The sequence below is a fragment of the Allorhizocola rhizosphaerae genome (assembly GCF_003426775.1).
GTDB lineage: Bacteria > Actinomycetota > Actinomycetes > Mycobacteriales > Micromonosporaceae > Allorhizocola > Allorhizocola rhizosphaerae.
In genome coordinates this window covers 1-24,676 of record NZ_QJUG01000032.1, presented here as the reverse complement: position 1 = coordinate 24,676, position 24,676 = coordinate 1, and the positions used below count along the sequence as shown (strand labels likewise).

The following is a 24,676-nucleotide window of genomic DNA, read 5'->3' as shown; positions in this document are numbered from 1 at the left end:
TGCTACGTCCGCCAGGACCGACTGGACCGCGCGGTCGCGCCCCTTCGGGCCGCGGGAAACCCTTACTACATGGCGCAAGCCGAGCAGTACGCCAGCATGACGGGCGAGCCATGGCGACCGGGATGGCCGGCGGCCAGACCTTCACGATGTACTTCGGGGTGCTGGAATCGTTCCGCATGGGCGACATCGAGCTGTGCAACGTCCCGGTCCATTGGAACGATGCCCGCAAGCCGTCGCTGCCTGACGGTTCGCAGCCGGACGGGGTGCTTGGCACCTGGATCTTCTACCACTTCCTGACCACTTTGGACTACGCGAACCAGGCGCTGATCCTGCGGCGCAAGGACAGCGCGCAGCTGCGGAGGTTTCGGGCGGAGGCGATGCGCGCCTGCGCGGTGAAGCTGCCGCTATGGCTCGGCGGCGACCACTTCCCGTGCACGCTGGGCAGCCTGCTCGACTTCGGGCCGAAGGTGGTCTCGTTCGATACGGGCGGACCGCGCTTCGGCATCGGCATGACCGTGGCGATGGCCGAACAGTTGGGCGTCGAAGTGGACTACGACCATCCCGAGCGGTTCAACAACAAGGTGGTCTACCCGATCACGCCGGAAAGGATCAGTCTTGGCCGCGCGGTGGCCCCCATGTTCGTGGCCTTGCCGGCCCGCTGCTGGTCGACCACTTCTTCAGGTTCAGGACGGTCGCCAACTTCACTCACGAGTTCTTCAAGCTTTTCGCGATCACCCTCGACTTCACCGACATGAACCTCTACATCACCGGCGACTCGCTGGTCAAAGATCGATGAGCAACGGATCGGCGGCTGCCACGCGATTGGCAGCCGCCGATGGGGTTCGGGTGGATGTGCCGAGCGGGTCAGCGGGCGAGAAAGGCGAGTGTGGTCGCGGCGAACAGCGGGCTGTCGAGGATGTTGTAGTGCGTCCGTCCGGGCAGGATCGCCAGGGCGTGCCCGCCCTCGGGGCGGCCCTCGCCCATCCAGCCACCGTCGCGTTGCCCGCCCCCGAGCAGACCGAACATTTCGACGTAGTGGCTGGGCGGTGCCATGTCGGCATCGCCCGCGCCGATCAGTGTCGGCACCCGCAACCCGCGCACGTCCTCGGTGAAGTCGAACTCGACCGCCATCGCCTCACCGATCTTGTCGAGCAGCCGCGAAAAGTCCTCCGGCCGGGGCGCGACCCGCTGATAGAGCTCATACATCGGGGTGTCCTTCATGAACTCGGCGGCCGCCCCGCTCACCTGGCCCTGCTGGGCACGGATCTCCGGGTAGACCGCGTCGTCGCGCAGGAACGCGGAGAAGACCGCCAACCGGCCCACCTTGTCGGGGTGCTTGACCGCGGTCTGCAACGCCACACCGCCGCCCAACGAGAAACCGACGATGTCGGGCCGGTCCAGCCCGAGGTGGTCGATCAGCGCCGCGATGTCGTCGGCCATCAGGCGCACGTCGAGCGGGCGGTCGATGTCGGCGGTGCGGCCGTGGCCCTGCAGGTCCGGGGTGATGACCCGGTGGTGCTCGGTGAGTGCCGGCAGCACCGGCGCGAACATCTCGCCCGAGCCGAGCCCGCCGTGCAGCAGGATCATCGGGCGGCCGGAGCCGTGCGATTCGTAGTACAGGTCAAGGCCGTTGATCTGCGCGTATTCGCCGGTGGCGGTGGCTGTCGTGGTGTTTGTCATGCCAGTAGGACGACCCCGGCTTGGGGAACTCATCGGCGCGTCGAAGAAATTTTGTGCAAGGTAGCCTCGGCGGGCCGCGTCCTTACCTTCGACGAGGTGATGGCGTGGACAGGACCGTCGAGGCGGAGTTTGCCGAGTTGTGCCGTACCGTGGCCATGCCTGGCACCGTGCCCTGGCCGAGTTCGCAGACGATGAACTGCGGAATTTTACCCTGGTAAAGCGTTAACCCAGCGTCACCGTGGCCAGGTGCGTGCGGCCGGCGGTGCCGTCGGTGGCGAACCGCAGGTGCAGTTGCGCCCGGTCCGCAGCACGGTCACCGTGGTGTCCTTGTTGGTGACCGCGGCGACCGGGCGGTGCCGCGTGAGCATGATCGAGGCGATGTTCTGCCGCGGATCGGCCAGACACACGGTCGCGGTCGAGCCAGACTGTCCAATCAGGACGCTGGCGGGCTGATCCACCGAGATCCCGCGGTCGGCGCGGCCGCGATTTCCCAGAAGTTGACAGCGGTCACGCCGATTGAAGAGACACTGATGCCCTGTTGGTACCGAGTATTCGCCAACACTGTCAGGTAGGCCGAGTCGTTGGCGCGGGCCTGAGTCGCCGCACTGCTCGCGCCCGGCATCAGCCGATAGGCGTAGGAACCGTGGGTGGGGTTGACGGCGGGCTTCTCCAGTTGTCCGACGCGATCCGCGCCTGATCGGACAGTTGCGTAGCGAACGGCTCGCTCGCCGGGGTCGTAACCGGTTCCCCCAAGATGAAGTCTGCCCAACGCTGGCGCAGACCGTCGTACTCGTCCGCCGCGCGGGCGGGTGTGACAAAACCCAAGACCACAGCCCTGGCCGCGAGCGTGAACGTGCGTCGAGACAACCTCATTGATGTCCCTCCGGTTCAGGAAAGCGTTTTCTATGGAGCGCAGGTTAGACATGCGCGGCTCACGGCACAATGCCCGCTTGTAGCGCGAACACGCAGCGTTCATGGCCCGCACCGAGGGATCGCGCGCCGGCCGTCGCCGCGCCGCTTCTCCGCGCCGCTTCTCCGCGTGGCCCTGACTTACGCCTCGCCGAGACCTTCGCCGTTGCCCGCGTCTTGCAAAAACATGTCGATTCCTTGCATGTGCATTGCAGCCGCGATTCTGGCACCGTCGGGTCGTGCTTGCGAAAACTGTTCAGCCCAACGAGACCACCGTGCCGTTGCTGCCGTGCGCCTCGCCGGAAGAGACCCTGGCGTTCTGGCGTGCCCTCGGCTTCGCCGTCACCTACGAACAGACGAAACCCTATCTATACCTGGCTTTCCAGTGGAGCGGGTTCCAATTGCACTACGGACGCGCCGCCGAGAGCGTGGACCCGGCAAAGGAAAACACCGGTGGATGCCTGGTGATGGTCGATGCCGTCGCGCCCTATCACGCGGCGTTCACCGAGGCGATGCGCCGGCAATACGGAAAGGTGCTCGCCAAGGGGCTGCCTCGAATCACCCGCTATCGGGCGGGCGCCTCACGGTTCACCGTCATCGACCCGTCCGGGAACTCGATCATCTTCATCGAGCGCGACGAGCCGGAGGAGCTGGAGTATGGCGGATCCAAGCGGCTGCAAGGGCTCGCCCGAGTGTTGGACAACGCGCGGATCCTGCGCGAGTTCAAAAACGATGACCGGGCCGCCTTCCGGGCGCTGAACTCGGGGCTGCGCCGTCACGGCGAAAATGCGCCGGCCGTGGAGCAGGCGGTGGCGCTGGCCGCGCTCATCGAGCTTTCGACGGCGCTGAACGAGCCGGAACGGGTCCCGGAGTGGGGAGCCAGGCTCAGGCGACTGAATCTCAGCGCACAGGAGCGCCGTGAGGTCGAGTCCGCCGTTGCGGACCCGAATCTACTTCAGAAATGGTTGCCCGCCAACACCTGACGCGTCACGCGGCGATGGCGAGGGCCAGGCGAACGACTTCGCGCTGGGCGTCGACGAGCAGGTGTTCGGTGCGGGCGGCGGTCATGGCGTAGAGGTCGAGCGCGGCCCGGTTGGCCTCGGGCACGGTCGCCTCCACCACGCCCAGCGCGCGGTCCTGCGCCCGTGTCCACCGTGGACCTTCGGCCTCGGCGACAAGATCCCACAACCGGTTCTCGCTGTCGTAGAGGATCCGGTGGTGCACGGCCAGGACCACGGCCATGCGCAGCGCGAGCACGCAGCGCACCACGGCCGCCGCCCGCGGGCTCCCGCCGCCCGCCTGGCCGACCAGCCGGTGGACCTCCTCGGCGTAGCCGGTGATCTGCTCGGCCACCCACGCATCGGCCGCTTCGCCCACCTGCGACCAATCCCAGGCGTGCGCCTCGGCACGCAGCCGCGCCGCCTCGCCCGTGGGATCGGCCAAGACGACCGCACCGCGCCACGCGGGCACCGCACCGCCCGCCTCGGCCGGTTGCAGGAAGCTCGCCCGCACGTCCTCGGCGGTGCGCCAGGAGACCGACACCTGCCTGCCGTCGCGGACCAGCAATCGGTAGGCGGGTCCGGAGCCCAGCGCGATGAGGTCGACGTCGGAGGTGGGCAGCGCGTCGCCCCGCGCGACGCTGCCGACGAGCACAACGGCCTGCGCGCCCTGCACGACGAGCTCGTCTGCGTAACGCATGCGCTCAGTCTACGGGACGGTAGTTCACGTTCAGGCTGTCCAACAACGACAGATGGGCCCGCAGCCGGTCCTTGAAGCCGGCGAAATCCTTGGGCGCCTGCGACCAGCCCACCTCGGCCAGCGCGGCCAGCCTCGGGAACGCCCGGTATTCCACGAGCGCCGGCGTGGGCAGATATTCCGTCCACAGCTGGCCCTGCACCCCGGTCACCTCGCCCGGCTCGAACCGGTAAACCCGCTCCAGCGGCACGAAACCATTGATGGCGGTCGGCTCGCCCGGCCGGAAGCCCTCCGACCAATCGAAGTAGCAGTGCTCGTGCGGGCAGGACACGGCATCGTACCCGGCCGCCCGCGCCGCCGGGGCCCGCGTCACGTCACGCCAACCGAAGAACAGCAAGCCTTCTGGCGGGTCGGCGTCGAGCAGCTCGTCCCACACCGCTGTTTTGCGCCCGTGCGACGCCAAATGCGTTGCCAGCGTTCCGATCCACCAGCCGAGCAGATCGCCAACCGAATCCGCTCGGGCTTGCGCCGCGGGCGAATGCTGCCACTGCAGCGAACGCACCTCGTCGCCGCCCAAATGCACATATTCGAACGGGAAGACCTCCACCACCTCGTCGAGCACGTGCTTGATGAACTCGACGGTGGCGTCCTTGGTGTTGAGCACCTGGTCGTGGATGCCCCACATCGTGGACACCTCGACATTTTCAAAGCCTATTTGAGGGTACGCGGCAATCGCCGCCTGAGTGTGGCCGGGCAGATCGATCTCGGGCATGATCTCGACCCCGCGCCGTTTCGCATACGCCACAAGATTTTTCAACTCATGCTGGGTGTAGAACCCGCCGTGCGGCGTGCCATCGAACGCGAAGTTGTAGTAGTGCCCCCGCATGGACTCACGCCTGAACCCGCCAACGGTAGTCAGGCGTGGATAGCGCTTCACCTCGAACCGCCAACCCTGGTCGTCGGTCAAATGCAGGTGCAGCCGATTGAGCTTGTGCAGCGCCATCAGGTCGACATATCGGTGCAGGAACTCGATCGGCAGGTGCCAGCGCGCAACATCCAGCAGACTGCCGCGCCACGAATACCTTGGCGCATCGTGGATTTCGCAAGACTGCCACGCGGACGCGGTACCAGAGCGAAGGGTTTGAACAGCCCATCGCAGACCGGAAAGCCGGCCGCGAACCTTGAGTCCACTTTGGTCGGCCCGCAGCCAATAGGCTTCTTCGCCGAACGTGTTATCGGCAATCCACTCACCCGCGACCGGAAAACCAAGCTCCGCAAGCAGTTCAGCGATCGCCGGCGGCCCGGTGAACGGCAGCGCCGTCAGATCGAGCGTGCCTTCCAGCGGGGTGTATTGACGGGGGAGTGGGATCACGCGACTCTCCGTGCGACGGAGTCACGGACCACCACATGCGTGCCGAGGATGGTCTCGCGCTCGGGCATGCCGCGCTGGGCCTGCAGCGCCATGCGCACCGCCGTGCGGCCCAGCTCCTCGGCCGGGATGTGCACTGTCGTGAGCGGAGGCCACATGTGCGCGGCCATGGGCACATCGTCATATCCCACAATGGACACATCGTCCGGGACCCGCAGACCGGCCTCGCGCAACGCTTTCACCGCACCGGCGGCACACCCGTCATCACTGGCGACAATCCCGGTGCAGGGGAGCGGGCCCTGCTGCAGCAGGCGCTTGATGGTCGCGTATCCAAAGTGGATGCCGAATGCGCCCAAATACAGCAATGGTTTCAGCCCACGGTCCGCCATCGCCCGCTCATATCCGCGCACCCGCGGGTCACTGGTCGTGAAGCCCGGTGCGCCGCCGAGGAACATCACGCGTTCGTGCCCGGCGGACAGGACGTGACTCGTCGCCGAGTAGGCCCCGCCCTCGTTGTCGTAGTGCACGACCAGCGCCGGCACGTCGGGCCCCAGCCCCGGCCGTCCACAGAGGACCAAGCGAGAGCCGGCGGAGTCGAGCGCCTGCGCGTAGTGGGCGAGCTGCTTGCGGTACTCCGGTGTCTCCTGCACGCCGCCTACCGTGATCACGGCGTCTGCGCCCTGCTCGCGCATCATCTTGACGTACGCGAGCTCGCGGTCGGGGTCGGCGCCCGTCGTGCACACCAGGCACAGCCGCCCCTCCTGGGCCGCCTGCTGCTCCACGCCCTGGATGATGTGGGCGTAGAAAGGGGTGATCACCTCGCGGGTCAGGATCGCCACGGTCTTCTGACTCACCCCGGCCAGCGCGCGGGCGTGCACGTTTACCACGTAGTCGAGGTCCTTGACCGCGCGCAGCACCTTGGTCCGCGTGGCGGGCGCGGTCGGGTAGTTGCCGGCCAGCACGCGCGACACCGTGGCCACCGAGACGCCGGCCCGGGTGGCGACGTCGCGGATGGTGGTGCGCGCCTCCCTTCCGGCCTTCCCCGCCTGCTCGGCAGGCTTGCGCGGCATTTCGCCCCCCAGTTTCTGTAAACGGTTACTGGGGGAGATAGTGCTGTGTTTCTCGACGCGTGTCAACCAGCCGGACCTACCCGCGGCCCGCCCGAGCCCCTACTTGCGCGCTTGTGAGGCCAAAGCGAGCGTGCTCTGCATGCAAACCGTCCTTTGGCCGGATGGGGCAAGCGTCTGCGGCTGACCTTACGGCCAGGTTTGATGAAACGTTGGCTATGCGACTCTTTCCTTGACCCAGACCGCCGCGTCGGGTGGCAGGCCGGGCTCGTCGATGCTTTTGAGCAGGACATGCTCGTCCCCGTCCAGCGGGAGCGTCTCCGCGGAGAGGTTGATGATGCAGGTGTGGTGCCCGCGCTTGAACGCCAGCACGCCCTCGGGGGAGTCCAGCCACTCCAGCGGTCCGCCGTCCAGCGTGCGGCGCAGCCGGAGGGCCGCGCGATAGAGGCTGAGCATCGAGCCCGGGTCGTCCTCCTGCGCCTCGGCAGTGAGCTTGGCCCATGACTCGGGCTGCGGCAGCCACGGGGTCGAGCCCGCCGGGCCGAAGCCGAACGGCGGGTTCGTGCCGGACCACGGCAGCGGCACGCGGCACCCGTCGCGGCCCCGGTCGGTGTAGCCCGACCGGACCCAGCGTGGATCTTGAAGGACGTGCGTCGGCAGGTCCTCGACCTCGGGCAGGCCCAGCTCCTCGCCCTGGTACACGTACGCGCAGCCGGGCAGCGCGAGCATCAGCAGCGCCGCCGCACGGGCCCGCCGCGTGCCCAGTGCGAGGTCGGCGGGCGGCCCGTCGAGCAGGGGCAGGAAGTTGTGCCCGGTGTCCGGCCGGCCATACCGCGTCACGTGCCGCACGACGTCGTGATTGGACAGCACCCAGGTGGCGGGCGCGTTGATCGGCTGGTGCGTGCTGAGGGTAAGCGTGATCACCTCGCGCATCATCGCCGCGTCCCACGGGCACGCCAGAAACGCGAAGTTGAATCCGGTGTGCAGCTCGTCGGGCCGCAGATAGCGGGCGAAGCTCACCGGGTCGGGGTCCCACAGCTCGCCGACGAAGATGCCCTTCTGCGGATACGACTCGGCCACCTTGCGCCACTCGCGATAGATCTCATGCACGCCCTCCTGGTTGCGGTATCCATCCATCGCGGACAGATCCTTGACCAGGTGGTCGGCCACGTCGATGCGGAACCCGTCGACCCCGCGGTCGAGCCAGAAGCGCAGGGTGGCGTCGAACTCCTCGCGCACCCGTGGGTGATCCCAGTTCCAGTCGGGCTGCTCGGGGGCGAACATGTGCAGGTACCACGAGCCGTCCGGCGCCTGCGACCAGGCCGGGCCGCCGAAGTGGGAGGACCACTCGTTGGCCGGGTTGTCGCGGAAGTAGAACAGGTCGCGCTCCGGGGCCGCCGGGTCGCGCAGCGCCGCCTGAAACAGGGGGTGCGCGCTTGAGCAGTGGTTGGGCACGATGTCGACGATCACCTTGAGGCCGAGCCCGTGTGCCTCGGCGATCAGCGTCTCGGCCTCCGCGAGCGAGCCGAACAGCGGGTCGATGTCACGGTAGTCGGCCACGTCGTAGCCGGCGTCGGCCATCGGCGAGACGTACCAGGGGCTGAACCAGATGGCATCTACACCCAGGGTTTTCAGGTACCCGAGCCGCGCCCGGATGCCCGCCAGGTCCCCGATGCCGTCACCATTGCCGTCGGCGAAACTGCGTGGGTAGATCTGGTAGATGACGGCATCGTGGATCCAGGTCGTACTGCTGCTCATGCGACCAACTCTAGGACGAGCGCGTCGGCGGGATTCAGGCGCGGCATCGGCAGCCCGATGGTGGACAGGGCACGGCCGGTCCAGCGCGCCTCGGGAAGGTCGAGTTTGCCGTGCGGTCCGAACACGACCCGTGTTTCATAGGAAAGGTCGGGATTCAGGCCGGGCAGGCGCAGCCGGAACGGAGCCCCGTACCGCGGGATGTTCGCCGGGGTGCTCGTGGTCTGGGCGTAGCTGAACAGCGCGTGCGTCCCGTCCTGCGACACGACCCCGTGCACGACGGCCGACGGGTCCGCGAGGTCGGGCACGACGACCCGCCCAGTGTGAATGAGCTCACGCTTGGCCTTGTACAGGGCCACCCACTCGGTCAACAGGTCGAGCTCGTCGAACGCGGTGATGTCGGCCTCCATGCCCGCGTGCCCGAACAGCGCGGTCACGCAGCGCAGATGCAGGTCGGTGACCCGGCCCGTGACGTGGGTGCGCTTCGGGCCGACGTGCGCGCCCATCAGCTCCGGCGGTAGGAGCAGGCCCGTCCACAGCTGGATCTGCTGGCGGTCGATCGGGTCGTTGGTGTCCGACGTCCACACCCGGTCGGTGTGCTGCAGGATGCCCAGGTCGATGCGCGCCCCGCCGGACGAACACGACTCGATTTCCAGTTCGGGGAAGCGTGCCTTCAGGGTGCGCAACAGTTCATACACGGCAAGGGTTTGCCGGTGCACACTGGTCGGCTCGTGAACGTCGCGGTTGTGGTCCCACTTAATATAGTCGATGTCCAAACGCGACACGAGTTCGGCGATCCGGCCCAGCAGATAGTCGAACACCTCGGGGCGCGACACGTCGAGCACGTGCTGATTGCGGGACTCGGCGGGCAGGCGCCCCGGCATCGCCAGCACCCAATCGGGATGCCCGCGGAACAGGTCCGAGTCTGGATTTACCATCTCCGGTTCGAACCACAGTCCGAATTGCATGCCCAGCCCGTGCACATGCTTGACGAGCGGCTCCAAACCGTTGGGCCACACCGTTTCGTCAACGAACCAGTCGCCCAGCCCGGCGCGGTCGTCGCGGCGATGCCGGAACCAGCCGTCGTCGAGCACGAACCGCTCGACCCCGACCCGGGCCGCGGTGTCGGCCAGCTCCTTGAGCTTGTCGAGATTGTGGTCGAAATACACGGCCTCCCACGTGTTGAGCACGACCGGGCGGGGCGTGCGCGGATGCGACTCCCGCGCACGGATCAGCCGGTACATGCGATCGCGGATGCCGTCCAACCCCTGACCGGAGTGGACAAAGTAGACGGTGGGCGTGTGATAGGTCTCGCCCTCGGCGAGCCTGACCTCGCCCGGTTCGAGCAGCTCACCCCCGCCGAGTGCGGCAATGGCGTCGGGCAGCCGCTCGGCGGTGTGCTCGTGGTTGCCGCTCCATCCAACATGGACAGACCAGATCTCGCCGGTGCGGTTGGCGAACCCTTGCGTGCCAACACTCAGCAGGAGCGTGGCGTCGTGCCCGGTGCGGCCGCGGCGACTCTCGCGGACATGGGCCCCAAAACCGAAGCTGCCGCGCTGCGGCGCCCGCTCTAGTGCCCAACGCCCGGTCATATCAAGCTTTTCAACAGCCTCATCTGGTACCGGCAAAAAGCATCTAAGATTGGCAAGACTCCACACGCCGGGGCCAACGTTGGTCAGCGAGTGCCGCATCTTCACCACGCCCTGCGGCGTGACCTCCACGATAGACTCGACGGCCACGCCCGCTTCGTCATCGCGGGCGCGCACCACCATGCTCGTGCCGGTCAGCTCGACCTCGCCGTCCAGGCGCAGGCGCAAATGCTGCCACCGCCCGTCGCGATCCCCGGCGATCGCGGGGCGCCCGGCCCAGCCCTCATGCTGCACGGGCAGCAACGGCAGCGCACTCGACCGGTACGCCACATCCGGCACGCCCACCCCCGGATCGGTACCCCAGTGCACCATCCGCGGAAGCCCGCCATCCTTATCCAGCACGACCGTCACGCCGACCCCGTCGGCCCGCAAGGTGTGATTTTGTTGGACCACGCGCGAAACCCTACTCCACCCTGTTCGGCCAGGGCGAGTTCGCTAGCCGGCCATCCTGCCTCGGCCATCCTGCCTCGACGAGCGGCTCAGCTGCCGCCCGGCACGCCTGAACTCGTGAGGCGCTGGAGCACCTTCCGGATGCCTTCCTCTGAATGCCACTTTTAAGCACGGTGCAGCGCCCCCGTGGTGAAGGCGCTGTCATGGTTCGGGGACGGCGAAGAGATAAATGCGTTCGAGGGCCTGGAGGCAAGCGGTGATGAGGGTCATAAGAGGCCGTGCGCCCGTGCGAAACGAGCGAATTCGATTCCGGTGCACGGCAGTCGCATTCCGGTGTGCGCCAAGGCCTCCACGAGATTGCTGGCGGCGGGTTCGGTGAGCTTTCCCGCTCGGCACGAGATGGCCAGGAGCCAGATGGTGCCGTGCACATCAACTCCGAAGGAGCGGCCCACCCGGGTCGCATCGCGATCATCGATTAGAGCGGTGGCACCGAGTTCTTCCGCCAAAGACAATACGCTGGCCTCGCCGACGTTCCTCGCACCGGAACCGACACGGTTGGCCCAGGTCGCAAAGCGTTTCAGTCTGTCCAGGGATTCCAAGCCCACCACCTGTAGCCACTCCAGGCTCAGGATCTGCGCAAGCTCCGGATACCTTTGGCTGCCCTCCCGAAGCTCTTCTCGGACGACATGGGGAACCAGGCACTCCGTCCCGGCCAAGAGGTCGCCCAGTACGTCGAGCCGGTCGGCACGGGCGAAATGGCTCAGGCAGGTCGTGTCAAAGACCAGGCGCGGCGCACGGGCGGATGCGGTCACGGTTCGGCTTCCTCACCGTCGATGGCAGGTAAGTCCTTTTCCTCGATCTGTCCCCGCATCAACTCCACCGCCCGTGCGGTGGAAATGAGCTGCCTTCGGCGTGCATCCAAGACGGCATGAGCGAAGCTCGGTGGTACCCGGATCCAGTCCAAATCGGGTTGCGGGGCCCACCCGACGGCATCAAGCAGCTCTGCCCTGGTCGGTGTCTGGGCCAACCATCCGGTCGCCTCCGGCTCGTCCAGAACCGCGGCCTGAACCGCTTGCCGGACAGCCAAAGACCATGAGGTTCGGTAGAGGGCCGTGAGCCGAACCAGTGCGTCCCGAGTCAAGCCAGATCCTCGCGCGGAAATGACATCCGTGGGCAGCAGCAGCTCCGCTGCGAATGCGTCGATAACGGATTCCCGATCGGCTCGCGAGGCACTAACGCCGAGATCGCTCGAATACTCATCGCCGAGCACGATGTGGCCCAACTCATGAGCGGCTGTGGCGCGTCGCCTGCCCGGATCGCCAAACCTGCCCACCACGGCGGCCGCCACGTCACCGTCGATGACCGATGCACCGTCCCCCGGCAGGTCGAGAACGGCGAGGAAAAGTCCCGCCTGCTCGCAGGTCGCCATGAGGGAGGAGATCGGCTCACGGCCGTGTCCTAACCGTTGACGTAGCCAGTTCGCTGCCTCACGTGCCGCCGATCCCGAATCGACCGTGCCCGGATACCTGAGAATCTCGGGCGTGCCGAGCATGCCCAGTGCCTGAATCTGACGTACATCCCGCAGCCAGCTCATCAACGAGGCCTCCAGTCGGAACGATTCCCGACCGGCCTGAGTGGCCTCGTCCTCCAAGAGCGCGGCCCGCCTCGACAGCACGGCCGGGCGGTCATACAGAAAATGGCTGAGCGGGAGCTCAAAGCACGAGCTCAGCCGCACCAGTTCGACCGCGTCGATCCGTCGCGCTCCGGCCTCAATCTTCGCGACCATTGTGCGGTCCAGCCCGATCCGACGGCCCAGCTCTTCTTGAGACATCCGTGCAGCGAGGCGAGCCTCCCGTACTCGCTGGCCTATTTCGGTCCACTCCTGCTGCGCGGTCATAGTGCGATAATCGCACACCGTGCTTCCTCAGGCGAGGGTTTCGGGCTGCAGGCCGAGTTCGCGGGCGGCGGCGAGGCGCATCCATTCGGCGGCCTGGCGGCGGGTGATGGTCTTTTCGTGGACCATGAGCTGCACGGCGAGGCCGTCGATGAGGGAGTTGATGCGCCAGGCGGCGCCGAACGGGTCATCGCAGGTGAACACGCCCTCCTTGACGCCGGTCGCGATGACGTCGGTCAGGGCCTCCTTCCAGCGCAGGTCGAGTCTGCGGGACACGCGCTCCAGCTCGGGCACGCGCAGCGCCTCGGACCAGCCGTCGATCCAGATCAGCCAAGACCGCGAACGCCCTTGGGGCGCAAGGAGTTTAATGAGCTTGCGTAGTTTGGGCAGCGGCTCGTCGGGCGCGTCCAGCACACCCTGCAGCTTGGCCAGATCCTGCTCGGCGGCGTATTCGAACGCCTGCGCCATGAGCGCGTCCTTCGTGCTGAAGTGGTAGAACACGAGCGCCTGGCTCACCCCGGCCGCCTTGGCGATGTCGGCGGTGCGCGTGTTGGCGAAGCCGCGCTCGAGGATCACCTCCACCGCCGTTTGCAGCAGGTCTTCCAGGCGCATCTGGGCCGACCGTCTCGTCACGCGCCCACCCTAGCGTTCACCCGCTACAGCCCGTAGTTCGGATAAAGTGCACAATCGTGCGAATTGGACTACTTGCTGCGGTGTTGCTGGCGGCCGGGTGCGCGGTGCAGGGGCAGCAGCCCGTGGCGCAGCCGTCGCCCGTCAAGGCGCCCAAGACCGAGATAACCCTGGCCTTCGGTGGCGACGTGCACTTCGAGGAGCGCACACGCAAGCTGCTCGACCATCCCGAGACGGCGTTCGGGGAGATCGCGGGGCTGTTGTCTCAAGCCGATCTCGCGTTCGTGAATCTTGAGACCGCCGTGACCGAGCGGGGCACGCCGGAGCCGAAGGCGTTTCTGTTCCGTGCGCCCGCTAGCGCCTACATGGCCGTCCAAAAAGCGGGCGTCGATGTCGTGTCGTTGGCCAACAACCATGCGCTCGACTATGGGCGGGAGGGCCTGGCCGACACCATCGAGGCGGCACGGGCGGCCGGGGTGCCGGCGCTCGGCGCGGGCCTGGCCGGGGACGCCTATCGGCCGTGGGTCAAGGATATCGACGGCACGCGGATCGCCGTCGTGGCGGTGACGCACGTCAATGAGCTGTGGGAGCGCTGGCGGGCCACGGACGATCGGCCCGGCCTGGCCATGCTCCGTGACACCGCGCGGGCGATTGAGGCCGTGCGGGAGGCGCACCAGCTCGCCGACGTGGTCGTGGCCTGGACCCATTGGGGCCCGGAATACGAGGAGTGCCCGACAGACGAGCTCAAGGCGCTCGCCGCTTCGCTGATCGATGCGGGAGCCGACCTGATCGTGGGCGGGCACCAGCACCTGCTGCTGGGCGCGGGCTGGCAGGGCAAGGCCTACGTCGCCTACGGGATGGGCAACTTCCTGTGGTGGCGCAACGACGCCGCCTCCAACGAGACAGGTGTGTTGTGGGCCACAATCCGCGACAAGCGGCTCGCCGAGGTCGAGCTCAAACCGGCGTACATCGATCGTGTCACCGGGCAGCCGGCGCCCGCGAATCCCGAGGTGGCGCAAGGGATCCTGGACCGGCAGGCACGCCTGCGCGAGTGCGCGGGACTATCCGATACGCCGACAGCGTAAGCGGTACCCCCTAGGAATGGATCTTTAATCTTTCTTGTTGGCCGGTGTGAACATCACCGGCTGGAGGAGAGAGATCGTGCTTGATCCACAGGGCCTTTATGAGCTCAGCGCTGATCGGTCTGACCTTGGGCGGCCGGTGCTGTTGCATGCGTTGACCGGTTTCGTCGACGCCGGGGCGGCGGGGCGGCTGGCCCGGCAGCACCTGCTGGACACGCTCGACTCGCGAGTGATCGCGACGTTCGACATCGACCAGCTCTTCGACTACCGGTCGCGGCGGCCGCTGATGCAGTTCGCGGCCGACCACTGGGAGTCCTACGACGAGCCCACGCTGACGCTGCACGCGCTGCGCGACGACGATGACACCTCGTTCCTGCTGCTCACCGGGCCGGAGCCGGACCTGCAGTGGGAGCGGTTCATCGCCGCGATCGCCCAGATAGTGAGAGTGCTCGATGTCCGGCTGACCGTCGGCATCCACGCCATCCCGATGTCCGTGCCGCACACGCGACCCGCCGGCGTCACCGCCCACGGCACCAACCCGTCGCTGATCGTTGGGCACGAGCCGTGGATCGCCAACGTTCAGGTCCCGGCGAGCGTGACCAACCTGCTCGAATACCGGCTGGGCCAGCAGGATCTGGACGCCATCGGGTTCGCCGCGCACGTGCCGCACTACCTGGCCGAGAGCGAATATCCGCAGGCCGCCGAGCAGTTGCTGATCTCCGTTTCGCGGGCCACCGGGCTGCTCCTGCCGACCGACCGGCTGCGCGAGGCGGGCGAGACCGTCCGGGCCGAGGTCGAGCGGCAGCTGGTCGACAACCAGCAGGCCTCGGCCGTGGTGCGGGCGCTTGAGGAGCAATACGACGCCTTCATGCGCGGGCGCGGGAGCAACTTATTGACCGAGCCCACGCCGCTGCCGACCGCTGACGAGCTCGGAGCGGAGCTGGAGCGGTTCCTGGCCGAACATCGGCGTCAAGAAGGGTGATCGCGGCCTTCGCCCCACTCTGGGTGATCACGTTTCTGGGGTGGGGCGCGGCCCGGTTCGGGGTGTTCGGCGCCACGGCGCAGCATGGGCTGGCCCAATTCGCCTTCATTGTGGCCATTCCCGCGGTCATCTTCAGCACCCTGGTCAAAATCCCGTTTGATGAGCTTCCTCTGGTACCCCTGGCGGCGTTCGCTTTGAGCACGCTCATCGTTGGGCTGCTTGGGTTCTGGCTCGTGCGCCGCAAAAGCTTGAACGAGCGCGTCATCGCCGCCATGGCGTCGGCCTACGTGAACTCCGGAAACCTCGGCATCCCGGTGGCCATCTTCGTGCTCGGGGACGCGTCGCTCGTCGTGGCGGTGGTCGCGTTCCAGACGGTGATCGTGACACCCTTGGTCGTCGGCCTGCTGGACCGGCGCAGAATCCTGGAGCTGCCGCTGAAGGTGCCGGTCGTGATGGCCTCGCTGTTGGGTGTCGTGTTCAGTGCGGCCGGCTGGCACCTGCCGCCCGATGTGTTGCGCCCGTTCGAGTTTTTGGGCGCCGCGGCGGCTCCCACCGCGCTGTTCGCGCTCGGCATGTCGCTGCACATGCCCGACAGCCGGCCCAATCTGCACCGGCCCGAGCTCGGCTGGACGGTGCTGGCCAAAATCGTGCTCCAGCCGTTGGTCGCGTTTTTGATCGGGCGCTACGTTTTCCACCTTCCGCCGCTGGACCTGCTGGCCGTGACGCTGTTCGCGGGCCTGCCCACCGCGCAAAACACCTTCGTCTACGCGACCCAATACAAGGTGCCCAGCGACCTCAGCCGAGACGCCGTGCTCGTGACCAGCGTGCTGTCGCTGCTGTCGCTGTCGCTCATCCTCTGGCTCCTGGGACAAAGATGATCTTTGGTGTTAGGGGCCTCGTCGACCTGCCGCCCGACCAGCTACGCAGCGATCAAGACGTCGCCCGCCGTGCGGAGCTCCGCCTCCTCGTCGACCTCGAAGGGACAGCCGGGCCGGTGCCGAGCTGGCAACGCTGACGGAGGCGGGACATCTTTTTGCGCCCAGCCGCGGTGACTGGCCGGCCCGTGCGAAGGCTTCCGATTTCGAAGGACTAGCGTTGGCGCGTGCGGGTTGAGCTGTTTTCCCTTCTGGTCGACGACTATGACCAGGCGATCGCGTTCTTCACCGGCGTGCTGGGCTTCGAGCTGGTCGAGGATTCGCCGTCGCTGACCAACGATGGCCGGGCCAAGCGGTGGGTCGTGGTGCGCCCGCCCGGTGCGCAGACCGGCATCCTGCTCGCCCGCGCCGACGGCGAACGGCAGCGCGCCGCGATCGGCGAGCAGACGGCGGGTCGAGTGGGATTCTTCCTGCGGGTTGACGACTTCGATGCCGCATATGCCCGGATGTCGGCCGCTGGTGTGGAGTTCTTGGGCACGCCGCGCACCGAACCCTATGGCCGCGTCGTCGTGTTCCGCGACATCGCGGGCAACAAATGGGACCTACTCGAAGAGGTCGGCCGGCAGCGGGGCTGAACGGAGTTTATCGGTTCATCGTCTTGTGTGAATGGGCCGTGGGGCTATAGGTTCCGGTGGTGAAAATTTCGCTGTTGGTCGCCGGGCTGGCGGTTGCTTTGGTGGCAACGGTTTCCGGCCCTGCGCAGGGTGGTCCGGCCGGTCCGGATTGCGAGGTCGCCGTGTCCAATGTGACCGGTGAGCAGGACGTTGACGTCGATGCCCGCCACCACCGAGCACACCAGGCCATCGATGCCGCGATCGGTGCGGGCCGGGCCAAGGAGCGGATCGCCGACCAACTGCGCCGCGGGCTCATCGGCACGGTCGCCGACCCGGTGACGGGCGTGGTCACCGCGGTCATGACACCCGAGTTCGGCCCGCCCGAGCGGGTGAAGGCCGACGGGGCGCGCTTCGTCACCGGCTGCCACAGCGCGAGCGAGCTCATCGAGGCCGAGGATGTCCTGACCGGACGCTCGTGGCACCCGGACGCCGCCCGCTCCGCGTTCGGATTTTCCTTGCATGGTGCCGATTCCCGCTTCCACGTCGCGTTCGACGCGCGCTATCCGGGCGCTGCCGCCGCGCTTGCGGCCAGGCTCGGTGACCGGGTCAAGGTGACGCTGGGTGCGGCCGCCCGCGCCGGCCGGCTCGACGACGGCCGCCCGCACTTCGGCGGGGCGGGGCTGCGCGAGGGCTCCGGTTCCATGTACAGCAACTGGTGCACGAGCGGATTCTCGGTGCGCCGCAACGCCTCCGACGGGCAATACGGCTCGATCACTGCGGGACACTGCTTCAACGACGGCGCGTCCATCTACTCCGGACCGAAGTATTACGGGTACAGCTGGGGCAAGTGGAACTACCCGCACCACGACGTCCTCGGGATCCGCTCGGGCAGCGAGACGTACGATAACGTGATCCACGTCGATCCGTGCTGCCCGTCGACGCGCACGGTCGTGGGCAGGCACTACCCGCGCGTGGGCGATTACGTGTGCTTCAGCGGCATGGTGACCCGCGCGCTGTGCAGCATCCGGGTGCAGTCCACCGGAGGCGTGTTCTGCGATCCGAAAGGCTGCACCGGCGGCCTCATCGAGGGCGTGCGCAACGGCGAGGTCTTCGTGCGCTCGGGCGACTCGGGCGGGCCCATCTACGTGCGCACCGGGAGCAACTCCGCACTCGCGGCAGGGATGATCGTCGCCGGTGCGGGCGGCGGGACGCTGGCCTACGGCGAGATGATCCACGTCATCGAGAGCCACCTCAACGTCACTCTGCTGACCTCCTGACGTCGTAAAGGTGGACCCGTGCTGAGGTTTCTTCAGGCGAAGCCGTGCTGTGTTTTTCCCGCCCCCCAGCCCTTTGGGGCCTGCCGCTCTTGCGCGGATGTCCGGGACCGTCAAGCGGCTCCCGGACACCCGCTGCGAAAAATACTGCTTACGGTCGTGTGTGGACTGATGGCGGGCTGTGCTGCGGCTCAGCCGGTCCAGCAGGCCGGGCCGGAGCCCAGCTCGGCCGGGAGCACCGCCGAACACCTGCGGCTGGCGGTCCCGCAGGTGGTCACGCTGCCCGCGGCCCAGGCCGACAGCGTGCTCACCAAGGCGGGGCTGGTGCCGGTGCTGCGCTTCGAGCCCGGCATCCTGGCCAGCGAGGGAACGGTCGTCAACACCGAGCCTGCGGCCGGTACCCTCCAAAAAATGGGTGACAAGGTCATTGTCATCGTCGCCGGTCAGCCCGGCCCGACCCTGCATGATTACGTCGACGCGCATCGCGAGCAGTTCGTCGGCGTGGGGGTGGACGGCAACGGCGTCCTCGTGATCGGTGTGCATCAATCGACCGACCTGGGGCGGGAGATGCCCGTGCTGACCAGGCTCGCCGACGGGCGGGCGTTGCGCGTGCAGTCGTGCCAGCGCACCTGGGTCGAACTGCGCCGGGTGCAGGTCGAGCTGCAGGCCGACCCGACGCTGCGGGGCGCGAGCTTCGCCACCGCGCTCGATCCGCTGGCGTGCGCGGTGCGGTTCACCGGCGACGTGACCGACGCTCAGGTGGCCGAGCTGACGGGCAGGTTCAGCGGCGCTTTGGTTATCCAGCAGGGGTCGGCGGGGCGTCTCGGGTAGTCTCGCCACCGTGGAACGAGTCGGGGCACGCACCGCCGTCATCTGGTCCGTGCTGCGCGCTGAGCTGTCCGCTCGGCAAGGCAGCGGCCTGCGCGTTGTCGACGTGGGCGGGGGGACTGGCGGGTTTGCCGTGCCGCTCGCGCAGGCCGGGCATACGGTGACCGTGGTCGATCCCAGCCCGGACGCGCTGGCGGCGCTGCTGCGCCGGGCCGCCGACGCGGGCGTCGCCGACCGGGTCGACGGCGTGCAGGGCGACGCCGACTCGCTGCCGTTCTCCTCCGACGAGGCCGACCTTGTGCTGTGTCACGCGGTGCTGGAGGTCGTGGACGACCCGGTGTCGGTCGCGCAGGCGCTGGCGCGGGTGCTGCGGCCGGGCGGTGCGGCCAGTGTGCTGGTGGCCAACCGAGCCGCGGCGGTGCTGTCGCGGGCGGTGGCGGGGCAGTTCAAGGTGGCAGCCGAGCTGCTGGGCGACCCGTTGGGGCGCCCAAAGGGGGGCGGGAACAAGACCGCGGGGCAGCGGCGGTTCGATGTGGAGAGCGCGTCGGGGCTGCTGACAAAGGCGGGGCTCACTGTCGAACAGGTCCACGGCGTTCGTGTGGTTGCCGATTTGGTGCCGGGCGTGCTCGCCGACGGCGATCCGGAGGCACTCGCGGCGTTCGAGCTCGCGGTGTCCGCGCAGCCGCCCTATCGCGACATCGCCACGCAGTTGCACTTCTTGGCCCGGAAATGAGGATCCCCGACTATTCGCGTGGGACGCTGGCCGACGTGCTGCCCGGTGCGCTGACCGCGCTCGGCATGACAGGGCTCTCCGACCCGCTCGGGCTGGCGTCCACTTTGGAGGGCGTGCGGCGGGTGGCCGTGCTGCTGGTGGACGGCATGGGATACCACAATCTCCCGTCCTATGCGGCAACGCTTGCACCGCAACGGATCACGTGCGGATTTCCGTCTACGACGCCTACCTCGCTGGTCAGTTTCGCGACCGGGGTCGCGCCCGGTGGGCACGGCGTGCTTTCGTTCTTCGCGGTGATACCGGGCACGGATCGCGTGCTCAACCACACGCTCTGGACCGACGACCCGTCCCCGTTCGAGTGGCAGCCGGTGCCGCCGCTGTATGTTGCGGCGGCCGCGCAGGGGATACCGGTCACGGTCGTCAACCGGCCCGAATTCGTGGGCAGCGGGCTCACGGTGGTGACCACGACGGGCGCGGATTATCGGCCCGCGGCGGGTGTGGACGAGCTCGCAGCCGAAATGCTTGGGGCCCTTGCGGGTGGTGGGCTTGTCTATGGGTACCACCCGGAACTGGACAAGGCCGGGCACTACGCCGGGTTGACGTCGGAGGCGTGGCACGCCGTCGCGTCCGAAGTGGACGCTCTGCTGGTGCGGCTGATCGACGGCCTGCCCGCGGACGCGGCGCTGATCGTGACGGCGGACCACGGGCAGCTGGACGTGCCGTCGGACAAGCGTATCGATCTCGATGCGCTGCCCGACGGGGTGCGCGTGATCGCCGGTGAGCCGCGGGTGCGATACCTGCACACCGAGCCGGGAGCCGCTGGAGATGTGCTTGAGTCGTGGCGGGCGCTGGCCGGTCACGCGGCCATGGTGCTCTCCCGTGAGGAGATTATCGAGACCGGGTGGTACGGGCCGGTCGACCGCGCCTTCGCCGAGCGCATCGGCGACGTGGTGCTGGTCTGCCGTGACGACTGGGCGCTGTTCTCGCCCAAGTTCGACCATCCGCACCTGCCCAAGCTGGTGGCCATGCACGGCGGGCTGACCGAGGCCGAGATGGACATTCCGCTTTTTGTCCTCAAAGCTGGCTCCTGCTAAAGCAAGTCGCGCGCAGACCGCCTCGGAAGGCGACGGTTGCATCCGATTTGCGTGCGGCGAAGCCCTCGCAAATCGGACGCGCCCATCGCCGGCGGTCTGCCGCCCGTAGTAGCTTTCTGGCGTGTGGTCGACGTCGGACATCCTGCATGTGGACATGGACGCGTTCTTCGCGTCCGTGGAGATCCGGCGCCGTCCCGCTTTGCGTGGCCTGCCGGTAGTGGTCGGGGGCACAGGCAATCGGGGAGTGGTGACCTCGGCGACCTACGAGGCCCGCGCGTTCGGCATCCGCAGCGCGATGCCCGCGATGCGGGCACGGGCGCTGTGCCCGCACGCCATCTTCCTGCCGGGCGACATGCAGGCCTATGCGGAGGCGTCGCGCGCGGTGATGGCGCTGTTTCGGGAGTTCACACCGCTGGTCGAGCAGCTGTCGGTGGATGAGGCGTTCTTGGACGTGTCCGGGGCGCGGCGGCTGTTCGGCACGCCGGAGGAGATTGCGGTGCTGATCCGCCGGCGCATGGCCGCCGAGCAGCAGCTCACGTGCTCGATCGGGGTGGCGCCCAACAAGTTCCTGGCCAAGCTCGGGTCCACCCGCGCCAAGCCCGACGGGATGATCGTCATCCCGCCTGACGGGGTGCTGGAGTTCCTGCATCCGCTGCCGGTGTCCGCGCTGTGGGGCGTCGGCAAGCGCACGGAGGAGTCGTTGCGCCGCATGGGATTGTCGACGGTCGGCGACGTCGCCCAGGCGTCCAGGGCCATGCTGCGGGCCGCTGTCGGGCAGGCGGCCGCCGAGCACCTGCACGAGCTGGCGTGGGGGCGCGACTCGCGCCGGGTCAGCACCGAGCGGGTCGACAAGTCGCTGGGCTCCGAGACCACGTTCGAGACCGACGTGGCCGACGCGGAGGCGTTGCGGCGCACCATCCTGTGGCTGTCCCAGCAGGTTGCCACGCGGGCCCGCGCGGCCGACACCGCCGGGCGCACGATCTCGGTCAAGCTGCGGTTCGCCGACTTCCGCACGATCACGCGCTCGCGCACCCTGCACACGCCGACCGACGTGGCGCAGGAGATCTTCCGCACGGCGGTCGAGCTGACGGAGGCCGCGCGGGGCGGGCAGAAGCTGCGCCTGATCGGGGTGAGGCTGGAGGGCCTGGTCGAGGTCGCCGGCTCGGCCCGGCAGCCGGCGCTCGACGAGCCGGAGCACAGCTGGCGCGACGCGGAGGTGGCGACGGACGCGGTGACGGCCAAGTTCGGGCGGGGCGTGGTGCGGCCGGCCAGCCTGGTCAAAAAGCGCCCGGAGCAGGGCTCACCGGCCCGCCCGCAGACCTGACCGCGCGATCTTGCGGCTCTCCCTCAGGCGTGCCGCGTGGCGGCGCGGCCCTCGCGGGCGGCCCCTTTTTGCGAACCCCAATCGGTTGAGCCGCCGCGATTGGTCGGTTGCGCCCGTGTCGTCCAGCTTTCGAACTGGCCTCCCCCCTCGTAGACTGACAGGTAGCAGTTGTCCGACTGCTACAAGTACTCGTCTGCCGGGGAGGGGTGCCGTGCCGCTATCCGAGCACGAGCAGCGGCTGTTCGAGCAGATCGAACGCTCGCTGTCAGAGGACCCTAAATTCGCCTCCGCGGTGCGCCAAAGTGATCCGAAGTTCCACGCGCGTCGTCGACTGGTCCTAGCGGGTGTGGTGGTCGCAGCGGGCCTCGCCCTGCTGGTCTACGGGACAGTCGCGAAAGAGTCGTTGCTGGGCGTCGCGGGGTTCGTGGTCATGTTGGCCGCGGCCGGTTACGCGATGCTCGCCTACCGCAGGGGCGCCAACGGGGCCTCAGGCGGACATCTGCGCTCGGTCGGGGGCACCGCCACCCGCCGCACCCGGCGCGGCCTGGGCATCATCGACCGCCTCGAGGCGCGCTGGCGCGATCGCGGGGACTATTACTGATCGGCAAGCGTGCGGTGGCCGCCCGGCAATGGGCGGCCACCGCCGTATACCGGGGCCGGGCGCGCCGGTGGGCCTGATGTGGGTCGGGCGTGCCCGTGTTCTGCTGGTCCGCGCCGTGCCTTCGGATTAAAAGGCTCCTAAGTAGATGGTGTGGACTCGCGGCGTGTGTCAGATTCGTTCGCGTGTGCCCACTTGTGCAGATCGGCTCGATTGCCTAGCTTCTATATTCATGAACTTCAAAGGCATGGCCGTCATCGCGAGCGCGTGTCGTGTGCGGCGGCCATTCTCGGTGTGCCCCGGATCCGCTGGATTGGGCACCAGCGGGTGGCGTGCACCGGCCCCCTGCGTCGGACCGTGGGAGCAGTTCGGCTAGGGACGGTGCGGTGGGCGGCCCGAAGAGGGAGTCGGGCCGCCCACCGCAGTCGTCAACGGGCCGCCCGCCGCAGCCGCAGCGGACTGGCCAACCGTCGCACCGCGAGCCGCATTTCGGCCGTGCGGTTGGAGAAACGGGTCGTGGCGTTGGAGGCGGCCGTGCGCCAGCGCTGGACGACCGACGGCGGCAGCATGACCGCCGTGAGCCGCACCCACCGTCCGGCCTGGGCCGCGAGTGTGCGCCTGACCTCCTTGACCGCGGGCGCGAGCCCCTCGGTCGCCACCGGGCGCTGCGAGTAGCGTGCGCGCTCCTCGGCGTGCCCGAGCAGGCGTGCGTTGTCGGCCGCCGTGGTGTCCAGACCCTCGTCCTTGACCAGCCGATCGGCCGTCATGCGCGGGGTTTCCGCCACGTCGATCGGGATGCGGTAGTCCACGAGCGTGTCCATCAGCTCGTCCCACGCGGCGTGTGCCTTGCGCCTGGCCGTGTCGGTCACGTCCGGATCGACCACCCGCATCTGCCCGTCCGCCGCCTCGACGGCGGTGGCCGTGGCCACCGCGACGGCCGCGTTTCGCTTGCGCCGCAACATCTGCCGTCGCAGCGCGGGCAGCAGCAACAGGATCAGCGCGGCCGCCCCGCCGCCACCGGACCACCACACCCACGCGGGCGTCGGGGTCTCGCTCTGCTCGCCCTCGGTGGCGCACGGGCCGTCGGGGCAGTCGTTGGCCCGGTTGCGCGGATCCTCCTCGGCGGGATTCTCCGTCGACTGCGGGCCCGGGGTCGAGGTCGGCCCGGTGGTGCTCGGGGTCTCCTCCGGGGCGTCCACGTTGGGCGCCCACCCGGTCGTCACGGAGCCGGTGACCATGCCGCTGGGCGTGGCGTCGAACGGCACCCACCCGTACCCGTCGAAGTAGACCTCGGTCCAGGCGTGCAGGTTGCGCGACTTGAGCGTGTAGGTGCCGTTGCTGTAGCTGCCGCCCCGGGTGAACCCGAACGCCACCCGCGCCGGGATCCCGGCCGCCCGCACCATCCAGGTCAGCGCGGCCGCGTACTGCTCGCAGAAGCCCTTCTTCTGCTGCAGGAAGTCGGTGATGTGCTGCCCGGTCGTGCCCTCCCTGGTGGACAGGTCGTACTGGAAGCCGTTCTTCTGCGAGAAGTAGTCGTACAGCGCGCGGACCTTGTCGTACACCGTCGTCTTGCCCCGGGTCAGCCGGTCGACCTCGGCCTGCACGGCGGGCACGTTGGGCACCTCCGCGAGGCTGCGCTGGATCGGGTGATTGGGCGCAAGCGGCCGGACCTGGCGCAGTTCGTTGGGGTCGAACAAGGGCCGTACATAGCTGAGCGTGTATGTCCTGCCCGGGGACTTCGACCGGGTTGAGTAGATGACCTGCTGGTCGGGGTCGTATGACCACGTGGAGTCGAGCCCCTGCGTGCCGACCGGGATCGAGTAGGCCGGCATCATCGGCATGTCGAAGTTGCGGAGCACCTCGATTTTGGCCTCGAACCGCTGCGACGGCGGCTGCCGGTCGACTCCGGCCGACTGCGGCAGGTTGTTGGTCACCGGCCGCCCGCTCGGGGTGCGCTGGCGGAAGCCGTTGAGCTGCACGTCATCGGCGACCGCGAACTTCAGGTAGAACGGCTCCCTGTCGGTGGTGGTCACCCGCACCATGTCGACCTCGTTGAGCTGCGTCAGCTTGCCGTGCAGGTTGGCGAACAGGTCGACCGTGCGGCCGCCGCGGCCCGAGCCGTCGCCCGGCCCCGTGCCCTCCCCGCCGAACTGGGCGAGCAGTCCCGTGGTCATGCCGGGCACGGCGAGCGGGAGCACCACCGCCGCGATCACGCCCGCGACCGCCAGCCTGCG

The 24,676-nt window shown here is 68.2% G+C and carries 23 protein-coding genes and 1 pseudogene; 12 read left to right on the top strand and 12 right to left on the bottom strand.

The features are described from left to right. The first annotated feature begins 110 nt into the window (after positions 1-110). Entirely contained in the window at positions 111-755 is a 645-nt protein-coding gene (locus tag DM816_RS09210; protein ID WP_246001748.1) for a hypothetical protein, read from the top strand. Positions 756-864: 109 nt separating this feature from the next. Here the strand turns inward: DM816_RS09210 and DM816_RS09205 are convergent, their stop codons facing one another. After that, positions 865-1,680 (bottom strand): alpha/beta fold hydrolase, encoded by an 816-nt coding sequence (locus DM816_RS09205; RefSeq protein WP_117209730.1) that lies wholly within the window; start codon positions 1,678-1,680, stop codon positions 865-867. A 233-nt stretch (positions 1,681-1,913) separates the two neighbouring features. Further along, a complete protein-coding gene (locus DM816_RS45200; RefSeq protein WP_281274311.1) occupies positions 1,914-2,498 on the bottom strand; it encodes a polysaccharide lyase beta-sandwich domain-containing protein in 585 nt (194 codons plus the stop codon). Between the two features lie 330 nt (positions 2,499-2,828). Here DM816_RS45200 and DM816_RS09195 point away from each other — a divergent pair, with 330 nt between their 5' ends. Beyond that, entirely contained in the window at positions 2,829-3,572 is a 744-nt protein-coding gene (locus tag DM816_RS09195; protein WP_117209759.1) for a VOC family protein, read from the top strand. A 4-nt stretch (positions 3,573-3,576) separates the two neighbouring features. Here the strand turns inward: DM816_RS09195 and DM816_RS43665 are convergent, their stop codons facing one another. The 9 genes and pseudogenes from DM816_RS43665 to DM816_RS09155 form a co-directional block, all read right to left on the bottom strand. Further along, on the bottom strand, positions 3,577-4,287 hold the full coding sequence (locus tag DM816_RS43665) for a nucleotidyltransferase domain-containing protein (RefSeq protein WP_211588605.1): 711 nt from the start codon (positions 4,285-4,287) through the stop codon (positions 3,577-3,579). 4 nt (positions 4,288-4,291) lie between these two features. Next, positions 4,292-5,656, bottom strand: coding sequence for a beta-N-acetylhexosaminidase (locus DM816_RS09185; protein WP_117209728.1), 1,365 nt, complete (start codon positions 5,654-5,656; stop codon positions 4,292-4,294). Next, a complete protein-coding gene (locus tag DM816_RS09180; protein WP_117209727.1) occupies positions 5,653-6,723 on the bottom strand; it encodes a LacI family DNA-binding transcriptional regulator in 1,071 nt (356 codons plus the stop codon). The genes DM816_RS09185 and DM816_RS09180 overlap by 4 nt, the downstream gene beginning before the upstream one ends. 213 nt (positions 6,724-6,936) lie before the next feature. Continuing rightward, the gene (locus DM816_RS09175; RefSeq protein WP_117209726.1) at positions 6,937-8,478 is read right to left on the bottom strand and encodes a glycoside hydrolase family 13 protein; all 1,542 of its coding nucleotides are present in this window, start codon (positions 8,476-8,478) and stop codon (positions 6,937-6,939) included. After that, positions 8,475-10,517: an alpha-galactosidase gene (locus DM816_RS09170; protein WP_246001745.1), complete on the bottom strand. Its 2,043-nt coding sequence runs from the start codon at positions 10,515-10,517 to the stop codon at positions 8,475-8,477. The genes DM816_RS09175 and DM816_RS09170 overlap by 4 nt, the downstream gene beginning before the upstream one ends. Before the next feature lie 263 nt (positions 10,518-10,780). Next, positions 10,781-11,326: a PIN domain-containing protein gene (locus DM816_RS09165; RefSeq protein WP_117209725.1), complete on the bottom strand. Its 546-nt coding sequence runs from the start codon at positions 11,324-11,326 to the stop codon at positions 10,781-10,783. Then, positions 11,323-12,165, bottom strand: a complete 843-nt coding sequence (locus DM816_RS09160) for an ImmA/IrrE family metallo-endopeptidase (protein WP_246001759.1) — start codon at positions 12,163-12,165, stop codon at positions 11,323-11,325. The genes DM816_RS09165 and DM816_RS09160 overlap by 4 nt, the downstream gene beginning before the upstream one ends. Before the next feature lie 60 nt (positions 12,166-12,225). Beyond that, a pseudogene (locus DM816_RS45195) lies at positions 12,226-12,411 on the bottom strand (helix-turn-helix domain-containing protein); the annotation flags it as partial. 27 nt (positions 12,412-12,438) lie between these two features. After that, positions 12,439-13,041, bottom strand: coding sequence for a TetR/AcrR family transcriptional regulator (locus DM816_RS09155; protein ID WP_117209723.1), 603 nt, complete (start codon positions 13,039-13,041; stop codon positions 12,439-12,441). A gap of 56 nt (positions 13,042-13,097) precedes the next feature. Here DM816_RS09155 and DM816_RS09150 point away from each other — a divergent pair, with 56 nt between their 5' ends. The 10 genes from DM816_RS09150 (at position 13,098) to DM816_RS09105 (ending at position 22,445) form a co-directional block, all read left to right on the top strand. After that, positions 13,098-14,123 (top strand): CapA family protein, encoded by a 1,026-nt coding sequence (locus DM816_RS09150; RefSeq protein ID WP_162907266.1) that lies wholly within the window; start codon positions 13,098-13,100, stop codon positions 14,121-14,123. A gap of 76 nt (positions 14,124-14,199) precedes the next feature. Next, positions 14,200-15,102: a proteasome assembly chaperone family protein gene (locus DM816_RS09145; RefSeq protein ID WP_117209757.1), complete on the top strand. Its 903-nt coding sequence runs from the start codon at positions 14,200-14,202 to the stop codon at positions 15,100-15,102. Next, positions 15,099-15,980: an AEC family transporter gene (locus DM816_RS09140; RefSeq protein ID WP_117209721.1), complete on the top strand. Its 882-nt coding sequence runs from the start codon at positions 15,099-15,101 to the stop codon at positions 15,978-15,980. Before DM816_RS09145 ends, DM816_RS09140 begins: the two co-directional genes overlap by 4 nt. A gap of 224 nt (positions 15,981-16,204) precedes the next feature. After that, positions 16,205-16,612 carry a VOC family protein gene (locus tag DM816_RS09135; RefSeq protein ID WP_117209720.1) on the top strand — a complete coding sequence of 136 codons (408 nt, stop codon included), beginning with the start codon at positions 16,205-16,207 and terminating at the stop codon, positions 16,610-16,612. A gap of 59 nt (positions 16,613-16,671) precedes the next feature. Continuing rightward, on the top strand, positions 16,672-17,868 hold the full coding sequence (locus DM816_RS09130) for a chymotrypsin family serine protease (RefSeq protein WP_162907265.1): 1,197 nt from the start codon (positions 16,672-16,674) through the stop codon (positions 17,866-17,868). Between the two features lie 168 nt (positions 17,869-18,036). Further along, entirely contained in the window at positions 18,037-18,696 is a 660-nt protein-coding gene (locus DM816_RS09125; protein WP_117209718.1) for a PASTA domain-containing protein, read from the top strand. Positions 18,697-18,706: 10 nt separating this feature from the next. After that, positions 18,707-19,426 (top strand): methyltransferase domain-containing protein, encoded by a 720-nt coding sequence (locus DM816_RS09120; protein WP_117209717.1) that lies wholly within the window; start codon positions 18,707-18,709, stop codon positions 19,424-19,426. After that, positions 19,423-20,520 (top strand): alkaline phosphatase family protein, encoded by a 1,098-nt coding sequence (locus DM816_RS09115; protein WP_117209716.1) that lies wholly within the window; start codon positions 19,423-19,425, stop codon positions 20,518-20,520. Before DM816_RS09120 ends, DM816_RS09115 begins: the two co-directional genes overlap by 4 nt. Positions 20,521-20,641: 121 nt before the next feature. After that, on the top strand, positions 20,642-21,844 hold the full coding sequence (locus DM816_RS09110; protein ID WP_342768685.1) for a DNA polymerase IV: 1,203 nt from the start codon (positions 20,642-20,644) through the stop codon (positions 21,842-21,844). Between the two features lie 211 nt (positions 21,845-22,055). Next, positions 22,056-22,445, top strand: coding sequence for a DUF3040 domain-containing protein (locus DM816_RS09105; protein WP_117209715.1), 390 nt, complete (start codon positions 22,056-22,058; stop codon positions 22,443-22,445). A gap of 425 nt (positions 22,446-22,870) precedes the next feature. Here the strand turns inward: DM816_RS09105 and DM816_RS09100 are convergent. After that, positions 22,871-24,676 (bottom strand): transglutaminase TgpA family protein (locus DM816_RS09100; RefSeq protein WP_117209714.1); only part of this gene is annotated, 1,806 nt, incomplete at its 5' end.

What these genes read in the sequence shown, in the direction of transcription:
- DM816_RS09210 (WP_246001748.1), top strand. Translation starts at nt 111, where the DNA reads ATGGCGACCGGGATGGCCGGCGGCCAGACCTTCACGATGTACTTCGGG.
- DM816_RS09205 (WP_117209730.1), bottom strand. Translation starts at nt 1,680, where the DNA reads ATGACAAACACCACGACAGCCACCGCCACCGGCGAATACGCGCAGATC.
- DM816_RS43665 (WP_211588605.1), bottom strand. Translation starts at nt 4,287, where the DNA reads ATGCGTTACGCAGACGAGCTCGTCGTGCAGGGCGCGCAGGCCGTTGTG.
- DM816_RS09180 (WP_117209727.1), bottom strand. Translation starts at nt 6,723, where the DNA reads ATGCCGCGCAAGCCTGCCGAGCAGGCGGGGAAGGCCGGAAGGGAGGCG.
- DM816_RS09175 (WP_117209726.1), bottom strand. Translation starts at nt 8,478, where the DNA reads ATGAGCAGCAGTACGACCTGGATCCACGATGCCGTCATCTACCAGATC.
- DM816_RS09125 (WP_117209718.1), top strand. Translation starts at nt 18,037, where the DNA reads ATGGCGGGCTGTGCTGCGGCTCAGCCGGTCCAGCAGGCCGGGCCGGAG.
- DM816_RS09115 (WP_117209716.1), top strand. Translation starts at nt 19,423, where the DNA reads ATGAGGATCCCCGACTATTCGCGTGGGACGCTGGCCGACGTGCTGCCC.